Source organism: Chromatocurvus halotolerans, from assembly GCF_004340525.1.
GTDB lineage: Bacteria > Pseudomonadota > Gammaproteobacteria > Pseudomonadales > Halieaceae > Chromatocurvus > Chromatocurvus halotolerans.
On the sequence record NZ_SLWX01000010.1, the window covers coordinates 54,139 to 73,911 of the forward strand.

General features: G+C 62.6%; 18 protein-coding genes and 1 tRNA gene. 4 read left to right on the plus strand and 15 right to left on the minus strand.

Going from position 1 to position 19,773, the window contains the following annotated elements:
- Window positions 1–9: 9 nt before the first annotated feature.
- A complete protein-coding gene (locus EV688_RS11825) occupies window positions 10–1,059 on the minus strand; it encodes a class I fructose-bisphosphate aldolase (RefSeq protein WP_117318533.1) in 1,050 nt (349 codons plus the stop codon).
- 204 nt (window positions 1,060–1,263) lie between these two features.
- Between EV688_RS11825 and EV688_RS11830 the strand changes: the two genes are divergently transcribed.
- On the plus strand, window positions 1,264–1,863 hold the full coding sequence (locus EV688_RS11830; RefSeq protein ID WP_117318531.1) for a DUF4136 domain-containing protein: 600 nt from the start codon (window positions 1,264–1,266) through the stop codon (window positions 1,861–1,863).
- A gap of 17 nt (window positions 1,864–1,880) precedes the next feature.
- Here EV688_RS11830 and EV688_RS11835 read toward each other — a convergent pair.
- The 7 genes from EV688_RS11835 to rlmE form a co-directional block, all read right to left on the minus strand.
- Window positions 1,881–1,966, minus strand: a tRNA-Leu gene (locus EV688_RS11835).
- A 26-nt stretch (window positions 1,967–1,992) separates the two neighbouring features.
- Window positions 1,993–2,382 carry a preprotein translocase subunit SecG gene (gene secG / locus EV688_RS11840; protein ID WP_117318529.1) on the minus strand — a complete coding sequence of 130 codons (390 nt, stop codon included), beginning with the start codon at window positions 2,380–2,382 and terminating at the stop codon, window positions 1,993–1,995.
- 28 nt (window positions 2,383–2,410) lie between these two features.
- The gene (tpiA, locus tag EV688_RS11845) at window positions 2,411–3,157 is read right to left on the minus strand and encodes a triose-phosphate isomerase (protein ID WP_117318627.1); all 747 of its coding nucleotides are present in this window, start codon (window positions 3,155–3,157) and stop codon (window positions 2,411–2,413) included.
- 81 nt (window positions 3,158–3,238) lie between these two features.
- Complete coding sequence (gene glmM, locus EV688_RS11850) at window positions 3,239–4,591, minus strand: phosphoglucosamine mutase (RefSeq protein WP_205686670.1); 1,353 nt, start codon at window positions 4,589–4,591, stop codon at window positions 3,239–3,241.
- Window positions 4,591–5,460: a dihydropteroate synthase gene (folP, locus tag EV688_RS11855; RefSeq protein WP_117318525.1), complete on the minus strand. Its 870-nt coding sequence runs from the start codon at window positions 5,458–5,460 to the stop codon at window positions 4,591–4,593. Before folP ends, glmM begins: the two co-directional genes overlap by 1 nt.
- A gap of 29 nt (window positions 5,461–5,489) precedes the next feature.
- Window positions 5,490–7,427 carry an ATP-dependent zinc metalloprotease FtsH gene (gene ftsH, locus EV688_RS11860; protein ID WP_117318625.1) on the minus strand — a complete coding sequence of 646 codons (1,938 nt, stop codon included), beginning with the start codon at window positions 7,425–7,427 and terminating at the stop codon, window positions 5,490–5,492.
- A gap of 215 nt (window positions 7,428–7,642) precedes the next feature.
- Window positions 7,643–8,266 (minus strand): 23S rRNA (uridine(2552)-2'-O)-methyltransferase RlmE, encoded by a 624-nt coding sequence (gene rlmE, locus EV688_RS11865; protein ID WP_117318523.1) that lies wholly within the window; start codon window positions 8,264–8,266, stop codon window positions 7,643–7,645.
- A gap of 89 nt (window positions 8,267–8,355) precedes the next feature.
- On the opposite strand from rlmE, the gene EV688_RS11870 reads away from it, so the two are divergent.
- Complete coding sequence (locus EV688_RS11870; RefSeq protein ID WP_117318521.1) at window positions 8,356–8,667, plus strand: YhbY family RNA-binding protein; 312 nt, start codon at window positions 8,356–8,358, stop codon at window positions 8,665–8,667.
- Window positions 8,668–8,697: 30 nt separating this feature from the next.
- On the opposite strand, the gene greA is transcribed toward EV688_RS11870, so the two are convergent.
- From greA to carA, 3 genes are read right to left on the minus strand one after another with little or no spacing between them, the layout of a single operon-like run.
- A complete protein-coding gene (gene greA / locus EV688_RS11875) occupies window positions 8,698–9,174 on the minus strand; it encodes a transcription elongation factor GreA (RefSeq protein WP_117318519.1) in 477 nt (158 codons plus the stop codon).
- Window positions 9,171–12,392, minus strand: a complete 3,222-nt coding sequence (gene carB, locus EV688_RS11880) for a carbamoyl-phosphate synthase large subunit (RefSeq protein ID WP_117318517.1) — start codon at window positions 12,390–12,392, stop codon at window positions 9,171–9,173. The genes greA and carB overlap by 4 nt, the downstream gene beginning before the upstream one ends.
- Before the next feature lie 8 nt (window positions 12,393–12,400).
- Window positions 12,401–13,546 (minus strand): glutamine-hydrolyzing carbamoyl-phosphate synthase small subunit, encoded by a 1,146-nt coding sequence (gene carA / locus EV688_RS11885; RefSeq protein ID WP_117318515.1) that lies wholly within the window; start codon window positions 13,544–13,546, stop codon window positions 12,401–12,403.
- Window positions 13,547–13,888: 342 nt separating this feature from the next.
- Between carA and EV688_RS11890 the strand changes: the two genes are divergently transcribed.
- Together EV688_RS11890 and EV688_RS11895 are read left to right on the plus strand one after the other, a co-directional pair.
- On the plus strand, window positions 13,889–14,725 hold the full coding sequence (locus EV688_RS11890; RefSeq protein WP_117318513.1) for an SDR family NAD(P)-dependent oxidoreductase: 837 nt from the start codon (window positions 13,889–13,891) through the stop codon (window positions 14,723–14,725).
- On the plus strand, window positions 14,722–15,927 hold the full coding sequence (locus tag EV688_RS11895) for an MFS transporter (protein WP_205686663.1): 1,206 nt from the start codon (window positions 14,722–14,724) through the stop codon (window positions 15,925–15,927). The genes EV688_RS11890 and EV688_RS11895 overlap by 4 nt, the downstream gene beginning before the upstream one ends.
- Here EV688_RS11895 and EV688_RS11900 read toward each other — a convergent pair.
- The 4 genes from EV688_RS11900 to EV688_RS11915 form a co-directional block, all read right to left on the minus strand.
- A complete protein-coding gene (locus EV688_RS11900) occupies window positions 15,916–16,353 on the minus strand; it encodes an acyl-CoA thioesterase (protein ID WP_117318511.1) in 438 nt (145 codons plus the stop codon). The genes EV688_RS11895 and EV688_RS11900 overlap by 12 nt on opposite strands.
- Window positions 16,350–17,516, minus strand: coding sequence for an iron-containing alcohol dehydrogenase (locus EV688_RS11905; protein WP_117318509.1), 1,167 nt, complete (start codon window positions 17,514–17,516; stop codon window positions 16,350–16,352). Before EV688_RS11905 ends, EV688_RS11900 begins: the two co-directional genes overlap by 4 nt.
- 17 nt (window positions 17,517–17,533) lie before the next feature.
- On the minus strand, window positions 17,534–18,514 hold the full coding sequence (locus tag EV688_RS11910; RefSeq protein ID WP_117318507.1) for an NADPH:quinone oxidoreductase family protein: 981 nt from the start codon (window positions 18,512–18,514) through the stop codon (window positions 17,534–17,536).
- 80 nt (window positions 18,515–18,594) lie between these two features.
- Entirely contained in the window at window positions 18,595–19,773 is a 1,179-nt protein-coding gene (locus EV688_RS11915; RefSeq protein WP_117318505.1) for an acetyl-CoA C-acyltransferase, read from the minus strand.

A 19,773-nucleotide genomic window follows, 5' to 3' on the forward strand; every position in this document is an offset into this window, starting at 1 on the left:
GGCCGGGCATCAGGCCACCGTCACGCCATCGCAGAGATAGACGTCCTGGATGGCGTGCAGTAGCCGCACACCTTCCGCCATGGGTTTCTGGAAAGCCTTGCGACCCGTAATCAGCCCCATGCCGCCGGCGCGCTTGTTGATCACCGCTGTACGCACGGCCTGATGAAGATCGTCACTACCGGAGGCGCCGCCCGAGTTGATCAGCCCGATACGTCCCATGTAGCAGTTGGCGACCTGGAAACGGGCGAGCTCGATCGGATGATCGACAGCCAGCTCCGAATACACCCGCTCATGGGTCTTGCCGAAATCCAGCGCCTTGAAACCACCGTTCACCGTCGCCTGCTTCTGCTTGACGATATCGGCACCCACCGTTACCGCCAGGTGATTGGCCTGCCCCGTGAGGTCCGCCGACGTATGATAATCGGTCCCTTTGTCCTTGAACGCCGGATTGCGAAGATAGGCCCACAGCACCGTCACCAGGCCCAGTTCATGGGCGCGGGCAAACGCAGCGGACACTTCCTCGATCTGCCGGCGGGACTCGGGCGAACCGAAATAGATGGTTGCGCCCACGGCCACGGCTCCGAGCTCAAACGCCTGCTCAACCCCGGCAAACAGCGTCTGATCGTAATGATTCGGATAGGTCAGCAATTCATTGTGGTTGAGCTTGACCAGAAACGGAATCCTGTGGGCGTAGCGCCGACTCACTGAGGCCAGAACGCCGTAGGTGGAAGCAATGGCATTGCACCCACCCTCCATCGCCAGTTCGACCAGGTTTGCTGGATCAAAATACAGTGGGTTGGGGGCAAATGATGCCGCAGCAGAATGTTCCACCCCCTGATCGACCGGCAGAATCGAGACATAACCCGTATGCTTCAGCCGTCCATGACCGAGGATTGCCTGCAGGTTGCGCAGGACGGCGTTGGAGCGATCGCTGTCCGACAGCACACGAGAGACGTAGTCGGGGCCCGGCAAGTGCAGTTGGTCACGACCAATGCCGTGACACCTGTAGCCGAGCAGCGCGTCTGCTTCATCGCCAAGAATGCGCTCAATGTCGCTCATCGATTACCTCCCACCATTCTGACTGTCGATGTGGCCATCAAGAGTAAAAAAGTCGCCGGGAGAAATCATCCCTGTGGCCGAATTAACGCGCTGCATGCCTTTGGTCTCTCGCAGGGCACAAGCCCCCACGAAATGCATGGTGTATATTGAGAAGTGTTTGCACTACTATTCTCAGCGCTAGTTTTGTCGCGGGGAGAGGCAGGTATGAGCAACATGTTAAACGCGGTACACAAACGCATTTTTGGCACCAGCGTCATGCTTTTCTGTATGGGCCTACTCGGTGCCTGCAGTGGTGTCGACATCACTCCGGCGGCAACGGAGACATTCGCGGCCACGAACTACACGCGCTACGCCTGGCGCAGTGAGCCACTCTCGCAAACCGGCTATAGCAAGGATATGCTGGCGATAAAGAGCCCGTCTATCCGCGCCGGTGTCGAAGAAAAAATGGCGCAACTCGGTTACCGACGCGTCGACAGGGCCGAGGCCGAATTCCTTGTCGAGTACTTTGCCACCCCCGGCTACAACGATGGGCAGCTGTCGCACGGCGGATCCAACGACATGCTGTACGGGAGTTCCGTCAACCGCCAGATTGATGGCGCGTCAGCCAACAATGCCCTCGCTCTGAGTCGCCCGGTGGAGACCGGAGACATGCAGCTGGTGTTTTTTGATGCCGCGACAAACGATGTGCTGTGGCGGGTTCAGATCAGTATCGTCGTCGAGGATGCGAATCGTATTGATCATGACGAGGTGCGCAACGCCGTGGGGAAAGGCGTGTCTGCGCTCCCGCCGGTGCGGGACCTTTAATCCGCGCTTACTGTGTATGGTGCCGAAGGCGGGACTTGAACCCGCACGAGCATAGCTCACTACCCCCTCAAGATAGCGTGTCTACCAATTCCACCACTTCGGCTGGGGACGCGTATGATACAGCGCAATTTACCGTTCGGGAACGTCTCCCGACGAGGAATTTCCGTTTTCGACGGCCGTCGGGACATCCTCGTCCACCGCAGGCACGTCGGAGGTTGGGGCCTGCTCGCGAGCAGGCTGCTGCACGGACGGTGGAATGACGAGATCCAGATCATCAGACACGCGGGTCTTCTGCGTGGCGATCATGGCCAGACCGAAACTCGTGGCGAAGAACAGCGCTGCAAGCCAGGCGGTCGCCCGGGTCAGTACGTTACCACTACCGTCACTGCCAAACAGGGTCTGCGACGCGCCGGCACCGAAGGACGCGCCCATGTCGGCGCCTTTTCCCTGCTGAAGGAGAATCAGACCAATGATGGACAGTGCCAGCACCAGATGCACGATGAGTACTATTTGTTCCATACTTCCTCTGCCCTCAGGGCGTTATTCATCAGGCCGCAGCAGCGGCGCTCACGATAGTGGCGAAATCATCGGCGTGAAGTGAAGCGCCGCCGACCAGTGCGCCGTCGATATCCTCGCAGGCAAACAGCGCTGCCGCGTTCGTGGCCTTCACGCTGCCACCGTACACGATTCTCGTTCGCTCACCGCTGCCCGTGATGGACTGCAGCTTGGTGCGAATAAACGCGTGCATTTCCTGAGCCTCGTCCGCCGTTGCGGTCAGACCCGTGCCAATCGCCCAAACGGGCTCGTAGGCAATGACCAGGCCAGGTATTGATGGCAGGTCGGCGAGTACGTCACGCAGTTGACCCAACACTACCATTTCCGCTTCACCGGCCTCGCGCTCCTGCCGGGTTTCCCCGACGCAGAAGATGGGTGTCAGTCCGGCCTCAACGGACACCGCCATCTTCGCCGCAAGAAGGGAAGACGACTCCTGGTGGTACTGCCTGCGCTCAGAGTGGCCAATGATCACCCAGTCGCAGCCGAGGTCCGCCAGCATTGGCGCTGCTACCTCACCCGTGTAGGCGCCTTCCTGCATGTGGCTGCAGTCCTGCCCCCCTGCACGCAGATTGGTACCCTGGCACAGTGATGTGACCTGCTGCAGATACGCATAGGGAGGGCAGATAACGACGTCCACACCAGCAGGCAGCTTCGCCTGCGCCAACGCTTCCAGAAGCACCTGATTGGCTGCCAGACAGCCATGCATTTTCCAGTTCCCGGCGACCAGTTTCCGTCGCATCAGAAGCACCCGAACTGCAAAGGGGCGCAATAGTACCCAAGAAGGCCGGAACTGACAATAGCTGAGGTTATGCGCATGGAATCACGCGCCGATGCAGCTTTCAACCGTGCCGGCGAGACGCGAGCAAAGCGAGGCAACACGCTGCGCATCGCGCCCCTCAACCATGACTCGAATCACAGGTTCGGTCCCGGAGGGTCGCAACAGGACGCGTCCATCAGCACCCAGCTCTGCCTCGGTTTCCGCCACCGCCGTCGCAATAGCCGGGTAGTCACCGACATCACATTTTTCCCGAAGGCGCACATTCAACATGGTCTGGGGCATGCGCGTCATGCCGGCAACGAGATCAGACAGCGGCATGTCGGCGTGCGCCAATGCCCGCAACACCTGCAGCGATGCGACGATACCGTCCCCAGTGGTCGTGACGTCACTGCAGATGATATGTCCGGATGACTCACCACCGAGCTGCCATTTCTCACTTTCCATCAACTCGCGAACGTAGCGGTCGCCGACCTTCGCCCGCCTGAACTGCAGGCCTAGCTCACTGAGGGCGAGCTCGAGGCCGAGATTCGACATGAGGGTACCCACGACACCGGCGTCGCTGACGCCAGTGTGCACACGATGTCGCGCAATGACGTAGAGAAGCTCGTCTCCATCGACAATCTCTCCGCGCTCGTCCACAAAAAGCACGCGATCGCCATCACCATCGTAGGCTACGCCAAGATCGGCCCCGGTTTCCCGCACCAGGTTACACAGGGCACGCATGTCGGTGGATCCCACCGCCTCGTTGATATTGAAGCCATCCGGCTGGACGCCGATCGCACTGACGTCTGCGCCCAGTTCACCGAGTACACTCGGGGCGATGCTGTAGGTTGCGCCGTGAGCACAGTCGATTGCGATGCGCAGACCGCGCAGGCTGAAGCCCTCGGGAACCGTGGACTTGCAGAACTCAATGTACCGCCCGGCGGCATCGACCACACGCTGCACCTTGCCAATATCCCGGGAACTGACCGTCGTCAGCGGCTTTTCCAGCTCGGCCTCGATTTCCAGCTCTATAGCGTCGGGCAGCTTGGCACCGCTGGCGGAAAAGAACTTGATGCCGTTGTCGTAAAAGGGGTTGTGCGAGGCGCTGATAACGATGCCGGCGTCGGCATTGTGCGTTCGGGTCATAAGCGCGACCGCGGGCGTCGGCATTGGCCCCAGAAGCTTGACGTCCACTCCCGCGGCCACCAGACCGGCCTCAAGCGCCGACTCGAACATGTAGCCGGATACGCGGGTATCCTTGCCAATGATGACCGAACAACGCCCCGCAGAACCGGCATGACGGGTAAACACCCGACCGCAGGCCCAGCCGAGCTTGAGCATGAAATCAGGGGTGATGGGCGACTCGCCCACCTTGCCGCGTATACCGTCAGTACCGAAAAAGCGTTTCTGCATCATGACTCCACAGTTTCAAGTGCGGCCAACATGGCCAGGGCATCCGCCGTAGCCGCGACGTCGTGGACGCGCACCACCGAGGCACCCCGCTGCACGGCCAGCAAGGCCAGCGCCACGCTCGCCGGCAGGCGTTCGTGCACGTCGCGACCCGTCAATGCGCCAATCAGCGACTTGCGGGACAACCCGACCAGTAGCGGCAATCCTTCACCGGCCAGTCGCGAAAGGTGCGCCAGCAAACGCAGATTGTGCGCCACAGACTTGCCAAAGCCAAATCCCGGGTCCAGCAAAAGGCGATCACGCGATATACCCGCCGCTTCGCTGGCTGCCACACGCGCTCTGAGAAACGTCAATACCTCGTCCACGACGTCACCGTAACGTGGCGCCGACTGCATCGTGGACGGCGACCCCTGCATGTGCATCAGGCATATTGGCAAGCCGGTGTCGCGCGCCGCCTCGAGCGCCCCCTCACGCATCAGCGCGCGCACATCATTGAGCATGCCCGCGCCAAGGGCAGCAGCCTCACACATCAGCGCCGGCGAACTTGTGTCCACGGAGATAATGGCGTCCACCGATCCGGCAAGACGCTCGACCACGGGAAGAACACGATCCATTTCCGCCTGCACGCTGACCGGCTCGGCACCGGGCCGCGTGGACTCCCCCCCCACATCGATAATGGCTGCGCCGGCGTTTACCATGGCACTGGCAGCGTCGAGGGCAGCATCGGGATCCGGGCGGCCATCTGTGTAGAGACGCCCACCGTCCGAGAAGGAATCCGGAGTGGTGTTGAGCACTCCCATGATCACGGGGGCCTGGAACGACAAAAGGCGATCGGCACACTGCAGTGCCGATCGCCTCTGTGTTACAGCCATTCTGGCGGAGACATTACCTGGGAGCAGGCTCAGTGCTCACCAGCGGGTCCGCCAATCGGGCTGGCAGGCTTGCTGCTGCCGTCTGCAACGTCAACCTCGTCCGCAGCCGCAGCCTTGCCGCTGGGTCCATCCTTGTCACTGCTGTCCCAATCCTTGGGTTCGCGCGGCGGACGTCCCGACATGATGTCTTCTATCTGGTCGGCGTCGATGGTCTCGTAGAGCATCAAGGCTTCCGCCATCAGGTGCAGCTTTTCGACGTTTTCCTCAAGCAGCTTTTCTGCCGTCTGGTAGCATTCGTCGATAATCCGGCGCACCTCGGCATCGATATTCTTGGCCGTCTCGTCCGACATGGCCTGATGCGACTGCGTTGCGCTACGTCCGAGGAAGGGCTCTTCACCACCCTCGTCGTACATCAGGGGGCCCATCTTCTCGGACAGCCCCCACTGGGTCACCATCTTTCGGGCAATCTGGGTGGCACGCTGGATGTCGTTAGAGGCGCCCGTGGTAATCCCGTCCTTGCCAAGGGTCATTTCCTCGGCAATACGGCCACCGAACAGGCTGCAGATCTGGCTGACAATGTGCCGCCTGCTGTGGCTGTAGCGATCCTCTTCGGGCAGGAACATGGTGACGCCCAGAGCGCGTCCGCGCGGAATGATGCTCACCTTGTACACCGGATCGTGCTCAGGCACCAGGCGACCGACAATGGCGTGCCCTGCCTCGTGATAGGCGGTGTTGCGCTTTTCCGTTTCCGACATGACCATCGATTTGCGCTCGGCGCCCATCATGATCTTGTCCTTGGCCAGCTCGAACTGCGTCATGCCGACCGTGCGCACGCCGGCCCGAGCCGCAAACAGGGCTGCTTCATTGACCAGGTTGGCCAGATCGGCACCAGAGAACCCGGGCGTACCGCGTGCAATCTTTGACGCCTCGACATCCTCCGACAGCGGCACCTTGCGCATGTGAACCTTGAGGATCTGCTCACGACCGCGAATGTCGGGCAGTCCGACCACGACCTGACGATCGAAACGGCCGGGACGAAGCAGTGCCGGGTCGAGCACATCGGGCCGGTTTGTGGCGGCAATGACGATAACGCCATCGTTGACTTCGAAACCGTCCATCTCCACCAGCAGCTGGTTCAGTGTCTGTTCCCGCTCGTCGTGGCCACCCCCCATACCGGCGCCGCGATGACGGCCGACGGCATCGATCTCATCAATGAAGATGATGCACGGTGCCTGCTTCTTGGCCTGCTCGAACATGTCCCTGACGCGGGAGGCGCCGACACCGACAAACATCTCGACGAAATCCGAACCGGAAATCGAGAAGAACGGGACCTTGGCCTCACCCGCGATGGCTTTCGCCAGCAGCGTCTTGCCGGTACCGGGCTGCCCCGCCATCAACACGCCTCTGGGGATACGCCCGCCGAGCTTCTGGAACCGGCTCGGATCGCGCAGGAATTCAACCAGTTCCTGGACATCCTCCTTCGCTTCATCGACACCCGCGACATCGGCAAAGGTGGTCGTGATCTGATCTTCGCCCAGCAGCCTGGCCTTGCTCTTGCCAAAACTCATGGGGCCGCCACGACCGCCGGCACCGCCCTGCATCTGGCGCATGAAGAACATGAACACCGCAATGATGATGAGGATCGGGAAGCTGGCAACAAGAAGCTGAGTCCACACGCTCTGCTGCTCGGGCTCACGCCCTTCGACCTCGACGCTGTGCGTCAGCAGATCGTCCATCAGCTTGGGGTCTTCAATCATGGGCCGGGTTGTCTCGAACCGGGAGCCATCGTTGCGGGTACCCATGATGGTGACACCATCAATGACTACCTTGGACACCTGATCACGATTCACCTCCTGGATGAACTCGGAATAGACCATCCGTTCGGTCGGCGTCTGCATGTTGAAATTGTTGAAAATCGACAGCAAAACTGCAGCGATAACCAACCAGAGAAGTAAATTTTTTGCCATATCGTTCAATGCTGCTTCCTCACCAGTCCAGTGTCAGAAAAACCGAGCGGGACAGCTCCTGTCAGTAAATGTGCCCAACCATTATAGCGCAAGTTCGCCGAGTCGGCTTCCTGCCGCACGTCTGCCCCGCTTCCGCGGTGAAAACGCCGTACCTCTCCCACACTCTATATCAATCGGTGCCGGCATACCATTTTCAAGGGCCAGCGGGAGAACGGCTATTCCCGGCGGTCCCGTGCCACCAGGTACACCTCTCTGGAGCGCGGCCTTGACGCCGCGGGCTTGCGGGTAAGGACCTGGCCGAAACCGTCGCGAGCATCCCTGAGAAGCGATTCAAAGCCCTCTCCCTGGAAGACCTTGCTGACGAATACGCCACCCGGACGCAGAACCCGCAGCGCCATGTCCAGCGCCAGCTCCACGAGGTACATCGACCGGGGCTGGTCCACGGCGGGCATCCCGCTCATGTTCGGCGCCATGTCCGACAGCACGACGTCCGCACCAACGGCGCCGATCCCGGCAAGCAACTGCTCGAAAACTGCGTCCTCGGTGAAGTCGCCCTGAATAAACGCGACGCCCGCAAGAGCATCCATCGGCAGGATGTCCGACGCAATGACCTGGCCCTGGTGACCCACCAGATTTGCCGCGACCTGGGACCAGCCACCCGGTGCACTGCCCAGATCCACCACCGTCATACCGGGCCGCAGCAGGCGGTCGCGCTCCTGGAGTTCAAGCAGCTTGTAGCACGCGCGGGAGCGATAGCCCTCCCGCTGAGCGCGCTTGACGTAAGGGTCGTCGCGGTGCTCCTGCAGCCAGGCCTTGCTGGAAGATCGTTTCTTTGCCATGCGTTCAGGTCCGGCTCCGGGGTTTCCGCCCGGGATGGGGCTGGTGTAGACTGCGCGGCCCCGCCAACGGACCACAGCGTAGCCGTCGAATGACTTCCATTGATCGCCAGGAGCAGCGTCGCCTCAAGGCCATTGGCCACAAGCTCAAACCGGTACTCACAATCGCCGGAAACGGCCTGACCGACAGCGTTATCGCCGAACTCGAGCGCGCCCTGAACGACCACGAACTGATAAAGATAAAGCTCTCGGTCGGTGATCGGGATGTGCGCGATGCCCTCATCGACTCGCTGCTGGAACGCAGCCGGGCGAAAGCGGTGCAGCGCATTGGCAACACTGTCCTGCTACTTCGCCGCAGCTCGCAACCTGATCCACGGCTGTCAAACCTGATCCGCAGGCCCTGATTCGACCACGGCAGGCAGCGACGGTCGCTGTCAGAGATGCTCCACCCGGTCTATCTCATACTCGGTATCGCCGCCGGGGGCTCTCACTACAACGACATCCCCTTCTTCCTTGCCTATCAGCGCCCGGGCAATCGGCGAACTCACTGAAATCAGATTGTTCCTGACGTCCGCCTCGTCGTCACCAACAATGCGGTAAACCACCGTGGCATCCGTATCGACATTGAGCAGCGTTACCGTGGTGCCGAAAATGACTTTGCCCGTGGGAGCAATCTGGGTGACGTCGATAACCTGAGCCCCCGCCAGCTTGCTCTCAATCTCAATGATGCGACCCTCGGCGAAGCTCTGCTGCTCCCGCGCTGCGTGGTATTCGGCATTTTCCTTGAGGTCACCGTGCTCGCGGGCGTCAGCGATCGCCTGACTGATACGCGGCCGGTCCACTTTCTTGAGCCGGTCCAGCTCCTGGCGAAGCGCGGCCTCGCCCTGCACCGTCATCGGAACCTTGTTCATGGCTGAATACTCCCGTGAAGATCCTGCAGCCGTCGCACCTTGGTGTCGCCCTCCTGCTTCAATGACAGGCAGACGGCCTCGGCAGCCGCCAGCGTCGTCGTGTAGAACACCCGGTGCGCCTCGGCACTGGCGCGGATCGGGGCTGAGTCGGCAATGGCGCGCCTGCCCTCGGTGGTGTTGATAATGATATCCGCCTCGTCATTCTTGATCATGTCGACGATATGCGGCCGCCCCTCCAGCACCTTGTTCACCCGCCGCACTTCGAGTCCGGCGGCTTCCAGCGCTGTCGCCGTGCCCCGGGTCGCCGCCAGCGTGAAGCCCAGCTCGACCATCTGCTTCGCCACGGCAATGGCGCCGGGCTTGTCGACATCCCGGACGCTGATCAGCACCGTGCCACTGCGCGGCGCGGGATCGCCAGCCGCGAGCTGCGCCTTGGCAAAGGCATCGGCAAAGGTATCGCCGGTACCCATGACTTCTCCCGTGGACTTCATTTCAGGGCCGAGGATGGGGTCGACACCCGGGAACTTGTTGAACGGCAGAATCGCTTCCTTGACGCTAAAATACGGCGGCACGATCTCGCGGTCGAAACCCTGTGAGGCGAGGGTCTGCCCCACCATGCAGCGAGCCGCGATCTTGGCCAGCGACGCGCCTATACACTTGGACACGAACGGCACTGTACGCGATGCGCGCGGGTTGACTTCAATAATGTAGACGGTGTCGTCCTGCCAGGCCAGCTGCACGTTCATCAAGCCACGCACGCCCAGTTCAAGCGCCATCTGCCGGACCTGCTCGCGCATCATGTCCTGGACGTGCGCCGGCAGACTGTAGGGCGGCAATGAGCAGGCGGAGTCGCCGGAGTGCACCCCGGCCTGCTCGATGTGCTGCATGATGGCACCGATGACCACCGTTTCACCGTCGCTGACGGCATCGATGTCCACTTCGATCGCGGCGCTCAGAAAGCTGTCCAGCAGCACCGGCGATTCATTGGAGACTGACACCGCGTCATTCATGTAGCGCAGGAGATCCTCCTCGCGATAGACGATTTCCATGGCGCGACCGCCGAGCACGTAGGACGGCCGCACCACCAGCGGGTAGCCGATATTCTGCGCCGCCGCCACCGCCGCATCGACGCTGCGTACGGTCGTGTTCGCCGGCTGCCGCAGGCCGAGCTTGTCGATCATCTGCTGGAAACGCTCACGGTCCTCAGCCCGGTCGATGGCATCCGGCGTGGTGCCGATGATCGGCACACCCGCCGCCTCGAGATCCCGCGCCAGCTTCAGCGGCGTCTGTCCGCCGAACTGCACAATCACGCCTTCCGGCTTCTCCAGATCGACTATTTCCAGTACGTCCTCCAGCGTGACCGGCTCGAAGTACAGGCGGTCGGAGGTATCGTAATCGGTGGAGACAGTCTCGGGGTTGCAGTTGATCATGATGGTCTCGTAGCCATCCTCGCGCATGGCCAGCACCGCGTGTACACAGCAGTAATCGAACTCGATACCCTGACCAATGCGGTTCGGACCACCGCCGATCACCAGGATCTTGCGGCGCGAGGAAGCGGCCGCCTCACACTCCTCCTCGTAGGTGGAGTACATGTAGGCGGTTTCGGCGGCAAATTCCGCGGCGCAGGTATCCACACGCTTGTAGACCGGGCGAATGCCAAGGCCATGGCGATGGGCACGCACCTCGGATTCAGAAACGCCGAACAACACGGCAAGGCGGGCATCAGAGAACCCCTTGCGCTTCAGGCTGAACATCCGCTCACGATCAATCTGGCCCAGAGCGAGCTTTTTCAGGCCATTCTCGGTGCTCACGATATCCTCAATCTGCACCAGGAACCACGGATCGACTCCGGAATAGCCGTGCACCTCGTCTACTGACATACCGGCGCGGAAGGCATCTGCAAGATACCAGATGCGGTCACAGCTGGGGTTGGTCAGTTCGGCCACCAGCTCATCGCGCAGATCGGGGTTATCCACATCCATCATATGCTCGAAGCCGGTGGATCCGACCTCGAGACTGCGCAGCGCTTTCTGCAGGGATTCCTGGAAGGTACGGCCAATGGCCATGGCCTCGCCCACGGATTTCATCTGCGTGGTGAGACGCGCATCTGCAGTACTGAATTTCTCGAAGGCGAAGCGCGGTATCTTGGTGACGACGTAGTCGATAGAGGGTTCGAACGATGCCGGCGTAGCGCCTCCGGTGATCTCGTTGCGCAACTCATCCAGCGTGTAGCCAACGGCCAGCTTGGCAGCCACTTTGGCGATCGGGAATCCCGTCGCCTTGGACGCCAGGGCGGAAGACCGGGAGACCCGGGGGTTCATTTCGATCACCACCAGGCGGCCGGTTTTCGGGTCCAGCCCGAACTGGACGTTGGAACCGCCGGTCTCGACGCCAATCTCGCGCAGCACCGCCAGCGAGGCGTTGCGCATGATCTGGTATTCCTTGTCAGTCAGCGTCTGCGCCGGCGCGACGGTGATGGAGTCGCCCGTGTGCACGCCCATAGCGTCCACATTCTCGATCGCGCAGACAATAATGCAATTGTCGTTGCGGTCGCGGACGACCTCCATCTCGAACTCTTTCCAGCCGATCAGGGACTCGTCAATCAGCAGCTCATTGGTCGGCGAAAGATCGAGCCCACGATTGCAGATTTGCTCGAACTCGTCGCGATTGTAGGCGATGCCGCCACCGGAGCCGCCCATGGTGAAGGACGGGCGGATGATGCACGGAAGACCGATGGAGTCGAGGACCTGGTAGGCCTCCTCAAGGCTGTGGGCGAGCATGGCCCGGGGCGTCTCGAGGCCGATGCGTTTCATGGCCTTGTCGAACAGATCGCGATCCTCGGCCATGTCGATCGCCGACTTGGTCGCGCCGATCATCTCAACGCCATGGGCTGCCAGGACACCCTCGCGATCCAGGTCGAGGGCGCAGTTGAGCGCGGTCTGGCCACCCATGGTGGGCAACAGGGCGTCGGGCTTCTCGGTTTCGATGATCCGCGCCACGGTGCGCCATTCGATGGGCTCGATGTAGGTCGAATCGGCCATCGCCGGATCGGTCATGATCGTGGCGGGATTCGAGTTCACCAGGATGACGCGGAACCCCTCCTCACGCAGCGCCTTGCAGGCCTGAGCCCCGGAGTAGTCGAATTCGCACGCCTGGCCGATGACGATGGGTCCGGCACCGAGGATGAGGATACTTTGGATGTCGGTACGCTTTGGCATTGCTGGCTTCAGTCCTGCGCTGGGCGAGCCCGCATGAGCTCGATGAAGTGGTCGAATAGCGGCGCCGCATCGTGCGGCCCCGGGCTCGCTTCCGGGTGCCCCTGAAAACTGAAGGCGGGCCGGTCGGTGCGATGAATGCCCTGCAGGGAGCCGTCAAACAGCGATCGGTGGGTCACTCGCAGATTCTCGGGTAGCGCAGCGTCATCCACCGCGAAACCGTGATTCTGGCTGGTGATCATGACGCTGCCATCGGCCAGATTCTGTACCGGGTGGTTGGCGCCGTGGTGACCGAACTTCATCTTGAGCGTCCGACCGCCGCTGGCCAGTGCCAGCAGCTGGTGCCCGAGGCAGATCCCGAACACGGGGGTATCGGTTTCCAGCAAGGCCGTGATGGCCTCGATGGCATAGTCGCAGGGCTCCGGATCGCCCGGCCCGTTGGACAGGAAGACGCCGTCCGGGCGCAGCGCCAGCACCTCGCTGGCAGGCGTGGTCGCCGGCACCACCGTCAGCCGACAACCCCGATCCACCAGCATGCGCAGAATATTGCGCTTGCAGCCGTAGTCATAGGCAACCACATGCAGATCGAGAGACGCCTTCGCGGGTTCAGCGTAACCGAGGTCCCACTGCCAGCTGCCCTCGTGCCAGGTGTAGGCCTCGGTCACTGACACCTCCCGAGCGAGATCGGCGCCGGCCAGCCCGGGAAAGGCACGGGCAGCGGCAATGGCGGCATCGCTGTCGGCCGCTGCATCGCCGGTGACGATGCAGCCGGCCTGGGCACCTTTTTCCCGCAGCACACGGGTCAGGCGGCGGGTATCGATATCGCCGATGGCAACGACACCGTTATCACGCAGCCAGGCAGCGAGTGGCTGGCTGTTCCGGTAGTTGCTGGCCATCAGGGGCAGGTCGCGAATGATCAGCCCGGCGGCCCAGACACGGCTGGACTCGTTGTCTTCCGAATTGGTACCGGTATTGCCGATATGCGGGTAGGTCAACGTCACCATCTGGCGGGCATAGGATGGATCGGTGAGTATCTCCTGGTAGCCGGTCATGGCGGTGTTGAACACCACCTCTCCGACACTGGAGCCTTCTGCGCCGACGGCGATGCCGCGGAACAGGTTGCCATCTTCAAGGGCGAGTAAAGCCGGGCTGGACAATCTGACCTCCACTCTGCGACAACTGGGCGCCCGTCGAGCGGCCGCAAAAAAGCGAGATGTGTTGACGCATCTCGCTTTCCGTGAAGTCCTCCGACGCTGCGCGGGGGTGGCGCGCGCACGATTCCGGCAACTGCTCCCTGCCAGACCCGTGCACACAATTTGGGGCGCGAGTGTAGGTGATCAGGGGATTGCTGTCCAGCGATAGATGGTGAGCGGGCGCGACAATGAGGACCCACCCGGAGCCGGTCGCGGCAGCCGGGAAAACCCTGGCGAAAACAGTTGCGTCCGCGTTCGGGTTTTTTAAGATGGGGGCACCACCCCAACAACAGGGACACGCTGATCATGAGTTACTGCACCGGGAAAACCGCTGTGATTACCGGCGCGGGCTCCGGCATCGGTCGCGCACTTGCCATCGAGCTGAACCGTCAGGGGTGTGCGCTTTTCCTTGGCGACATCGACCACGCGGGTCTGGCGGCAACCGTGACAGACCTGCCCCGCAAAGAGGTGCCCGCCGATCAGCGATCGATTGATGTCGCCGACAAGAGCGCCGTTGACCGTTGGGCCAGAGAGATCAGTGAGCATCACGGTCACAGGGATCATGCCGCCATCGATATTGTCATCAACAACGCGGGGGTCGCCTACAGTTCGCGGGTCGACGCCTGTGACTATGCCGAGGTGCAGTGGCTGATGGCCATCAATTTCTGGGGAGTCGTCCATGGCACGCTGGCGTTCCTGCCGATGCTGCAGGCAGCGCCCCGGGGACACCTGATCAACATGTCGTCCATCTTTGGCGTTATCGGTGTCCCTACGCAGTCTGCCTACAACGCCTCAAAGTTCGCCGTGCGTGGCTACACCGAGTCACTGCGCCAGGAACTCAGAGCAAGCCGTGTTCACACCTGTTGCGTGCACCCCGGCGGCGTCAGGACCAACATCGCCCGCAACGGTCGCGGCGGTGAACCCGGCCTGTCAGCCGATGACAGGGCGGCGCTATTCGAGCCGCTGGCGCGCACGACGCCCGAGAAGGCTGCAGCCCGGATCATCCGGGCCATTGAGCGGCGTCAGCCGCGCCTGCTGATAGGGCGGGACGCGCGCGTCATTGACCTGTTGGCGCGACTTTTCCCGGCGCGGTATCCGCACATGCTGCCAGGGCTCGGCAGGCTGGGTCAGGCCGCAGAGTGAGCGATACCCTGCAGTGGCGCCACACGGCGGTTCTCATTACCGCCCTTATGGCAACCGGTATCGGCCAGTCGCTGGTGTTTGCCATCCTCGCCCCCCTCGGGCGCGAGGTGGCACTTAGCGAGCTGCAGATCACCTCGATCATCAGCCTGTCGGCACTGGCCTTCGGCCTGGCATCACCATTCTGGGGCCGGGTCAGTGATCGCGTGGGCCGCAAGCCGATCATTATCGTCGGTCTTATCGGCTACACCATCGGCACACTGATCTTCACCTCCGTATTCTACGCCGGCCTTGCCGGCATGATTGGCGGACTCTCCCTTTATGTCGTTGCCCTGGTGGCACGCTGCGCACAGTCGCTGGTGATGTCAGCCGCGGGTCCCGCCAGCACCGCCTACGCCGCTGACCACACATCCCCGGCCGGCCGCACCCGCGCCATGGCCAAGCTGGGCACGGCGAACAGCCTGGGCATGATCCTGGGTCCCGCCGTCAGCGGCGCACTCGCGGCCTTCGGTCTGCTGGCGCCGCTTTACTTTGCGGGAGCGCTGTCAGCCTGTGCTGCCCTGCTGGTCTGGCGCATGCTGCCGATCACCCCGCCCCGCGATCGACGGAAACGGGAAGGGCCCGCCCGACTGCGCTTCAGTGATCCCCGCCTGCGCGCTTACGTGCTGACCGCAATAGCACTTTTCACCGGCTTTTCGGCCATCCAGCAGACTCTCGGCTTTCTGGTTCAGGACACGCTGGAACTGGACGGCATCGCTACCGCACAAATGACCGGCGCCGCCCTGATGGTCTCGGCCATCTTCACGTTCACAGTCCAGGTGACCGCCATGCAGTGGTTGAAGCTGCAGCCAGGGACCTTCATCCGGCTGGGGCTGCTGGCGATGCTGGTCGGCGCCGCCATACTCGGCGGCGGCAGCGCCTTTCTGTTACTCGCGGCGGGCATGGCGTTTCTGGGTGCGGGGCTCGGGCTGACCATGCCGGCCATCATTGCCGGCGCCTCACTGGCGGTCAGCGCGGACGAACAGGGGGGTGCCGCGGGGCTGATCGCCGCCTGCCCGGCGATCGGTTTCGTTGCCGGCCCCCTCTGTGGAGGACTGCTGTACCAGGTGGAGCCAGCCCTGGCACCGCTGTTTGCGGCGCTGATTTTTTTCCTTGCACTGCTGGTGCTCGCGCTGGGCCAGCGCAGCGCCCGATCAGTCGACTAGCAGGGTTTGCAATGCCCGGCGCAGCGTCTCGGGCAACGGCACCGGACGATTGGCGGGGCGCGCGACAAACACGTGTACGGAGAAGCCGCGGGCACAGGGACTGTCTTCGCCCCGGCGGAAAATCCCCACGCCGTATCGGACCGAACTGTTGCCCAGGTGATCGACGCGCAGGCCGGCGTCCAGTGCATCGGGGTAGGCCGCGGGCTTCAGGTAGTCACAGCCCGAGCTCACGACAAAGCCCACAACATTACCGCCGCTGATATCGAGGCCGCCCTCCTCAATCAGAAAGCGGTTCACCACCGAGTCGATATAGGAATAGTAGATGACGTTATTGATATGCCCGTAGATATCGTTGTCGGACCAGCGGGTATCCAGCGGATAGAAATGCCCATAATCCGCTCGCGAGCCGGCGCCCTGCTCCTTCACGCCGGATCACCATAGGCTGCACGGTAGATCGCTCGAGCATCCTCCAGTGCGAGCTCGCGGGGATTGTTCACCAGCAGGCGCTCCTGCAGCATGGCATCCTCTGCCAGACGGTCGATGGCATCCTCCCGGACGCCCGCGGCCGCCAGGGTGGCGGGCAGCGCGACATCGGCGATCAGCTCACGCAGTGCATCAATCAGTGCCTGGGTTTTCGCCTCGTCGCTGCCCGCAACGGGCCTGCCGACCACCAGCTCCGCCAGCTCCGCATACAGGCCGCTCGCCGCCGGCGCATTGAAGGCCAGTACGCTTGGCAGCACCAGTGAATTACTCAGGCCGTGGGGAATGTGATAGTGCCCACCCAGAGGATAGGCCAGGGCATGTACCGCCGCGACCGGCGCATTGGCGAAGGCCTGCCCCGCCTGCATGGCACCGAGCAGCATGGCGCTGCGCGCCTCGCGATTGCCTCCCTCGTGAACCGCCGTACGGATATTGCGCGACAGCAGGGACAGGGCGCTGCGCGCCAGATTGTCGGAAATCGGGTTTTTCCTGAGCCGCGAGGTGTAGGCCTCGATGGCGTGCACCATGGCATCAACGCCGGTCATCGCCGTTACCGCGGGGGGCAGTCCGAGCGTCAGGTCGGGATCGAGAACGGCAATGTCGGGCAGCAGCACCGGGGATGAAATTCCCGCCTTGGTCGTCTCGCCGGTGGTCAGCACCGCCACCGGCGTCACCTCGGAGCCGGTGCCGGCTGTGGTCGGCACCAGAATCAGCGGCAGGCGTCCACCACGCAGCTGCTCCACGCCATACATTGTGGCCAGCGGCTGGCGTCCATCCAGCAGCGCCGCAGCGACCTTTGCCACATCCATGGAACTACCGCCGCCAACGGCAATGACCCCGTCCGCCGCCTGCTCCCGGGCCAGGGCGACCGCGGCCTCGACCACCGACTCCGGCGGGTCCTCCCTTACCTGGTCAAACAGCACCACTTCAAGGCCCGCCGCCTCCAGCGCGTGGCACAGCGGCTGCACCAGACCGAGACTCACCAGACCGGGGTCGGTGACCAGCAGTGGGCGGCGGATTCCCAGAGGCGCACACAGTCCGTCCAGCTCCAGGGCGGCGCCCGGGGCACTGACAATCCGCGCGACGGTCGTGAACGTGTACGCTGTCATGGCGTTGCCTTCCGTTTTCAGTCCATCGTCAGCATGACCTTGCCGCGGGCGCGACGCTGGATCATGCAGTCATAGGCCTTGGCGTAGTCCTCGAGGGGGTAGATATCCGTGATAACCGGCTTCAACTCGCCGGACTCGAACATGGCCCAGAGCTCCTCGATATTGCGCAGGTTCTCCTGCGGCTCCTCACTGGTAAAGCGCCCCCAGAAGACCCCCATGATAGAGCAGCCCTTGAGCAGCGTCAGGTTGAGTGGAATGCTGGGGATGGGGCCGCTGGCAAAGCCGACCACCAGATAGCGGCCTTTCCAGGCCATGCCGCGTATCGCCGGTTCGGAAAAATCACCGCCGACCGGATCGTAGACCACATCCACGCCCTTGCCGTCGGTCAGCGTCTTGATGGCGTTCTTGAGATCGACCTCACTGTAATTGATAACCTCATCCGCGCCCAGCTTGCGGCACAGCTCCAGTTTCTCGTCGCTGCTGGCCGCTGCGATCACCCGGGCACCCATGTGCTTGCCCAGCTCGACCGCGGTGACGCCCACGCCACCAGCCGCGCCCAGCACCAGCAGGGTCTCGCCGGGCTGCAGGTTGGCCCGCTGCTTCAGCGCGTGGTAGGACGTAAAGTACGTCACCGAGACCCCTGCCGCCTGAACATGGCTCAGCGCTTCGGGCTTGCGGAAAACACCGTTTTCGTTCACCGCAATCCGCTCGCAGAAGGCGCCCACGCCGGCCATGGAAATCACGCTTTCGCCGACGGAAAAGCGGGTCACCTTGTCGCCCACTGCGCTGACTACGCCGGCGCACTCACCGCCCGGGATGAACGGCAGATCCGGCTGCATCTGGTACTTGCCCTGGATGATCAGCACGTCCGGAAAATTGAGGCCGGCGGCTTTCACGTCGATCAGAACATCGTGCTCCCCGAGCTCCGGCTCCGGCCAGTCCGTCACCAGGTCCAGCTTTTCGGGACCGCCATGTTCCCTGCATACCAACGCTTTCATCGTTTTTCCCCTGCGCTACCGCGCTGTCGCTGAATGAAGAAACAGCGCCCTGAAGCGCCGTCTGTCGGGTTTATCGGGGCTCAGGCTACCTCGAACAGGCCCGCGGCCCCCATACCGCCACCGACACACATGGTAACCACCACATATTTGACGCCCCGGCGTTTACCCTCGATCAGCGCGTGGCCGATCATGCGTGAGCCACTCATGCCGTAGGGATGGCCAACGGAAATGGCGCCCCCATTGACATTCAATGTGTCGTTATCTATGCCGAGCTGATCACGGCAGTAGATGACCTGAACCGCGAACGCCTCATTCAGCTCCCACAGACCGATATCGCCCACCGACAGGCCGTGCTGCTTGAGCAGCCGGGGCACAGCGAACACGGGGCCAATGCCCATTTCGTCCGGCTCACAGCCGGCAACAGCCATGCCACGATAATAGCCTAGGGGTGTCAGCCCGAGTCGCTGGGCCTCGCCCGCCTCCATCAGCACCTGGGCAGACGACCCGTCGGAGAGCTGTGAGGCATTGCCGGCGGTAATCGTGCCGCCCTCGATCACCGTTTTCAGGCCCGCCAGTCCCTCGGCCGTGGTTGCGCGCAAGCCCTCGTCGGCAGATACCGTCGCCTCTGCCTCTGATTGCTCACCGGTTTCCTTGTTCCAGACAATGCGCGTGCAGGTGACCGGGGTCAGCTCATCGTCAAAACGTCCCGCTTCATAGGCGGCCGCCGTGCGCTGCTGTGACTGCAGGCCGTACGCATCCATCTGCTCGCGGGAAACGCCGTAACGCTTCGCCACCACTTCCGCCGTCTGCAGCATGGGCATGTGGATATCCGGATGCATGGCGACCAGTTCGTCGTCCACCATGCGATGCACGTTCATGTGCTCGTTCTGCACCAGCGAGATGGACTCGAGGCCGCCGGCGACCGCGCAGGTCATGCCGTCGTGCAGGATCTGCTTGGCCGCGGTGGCAACGGCCATGAGTCCGGATGAGCACTGGCGATCCAGCGTCATCCCGGGAACCGAGACCGGCAGGCCCGCGCGCAGCGCAATCTGGCGGGCGACGTTCTGTCCCGTCGAGCCCTGCTGCAGTGCGCAACCCATGATCACATCCTCTACCTGTGCCGGATCGATACCCGCGCGGCGCACCGCTTCAGCGACAGATGCCGCGCCCAGGGTCGCGCCCGGCAGATTGTTGAACCCGCCCCGGTAGGCCTTGCCAATCGGGGTGCGGGCGGTCGATACAATGACAGCTTCTCTCAT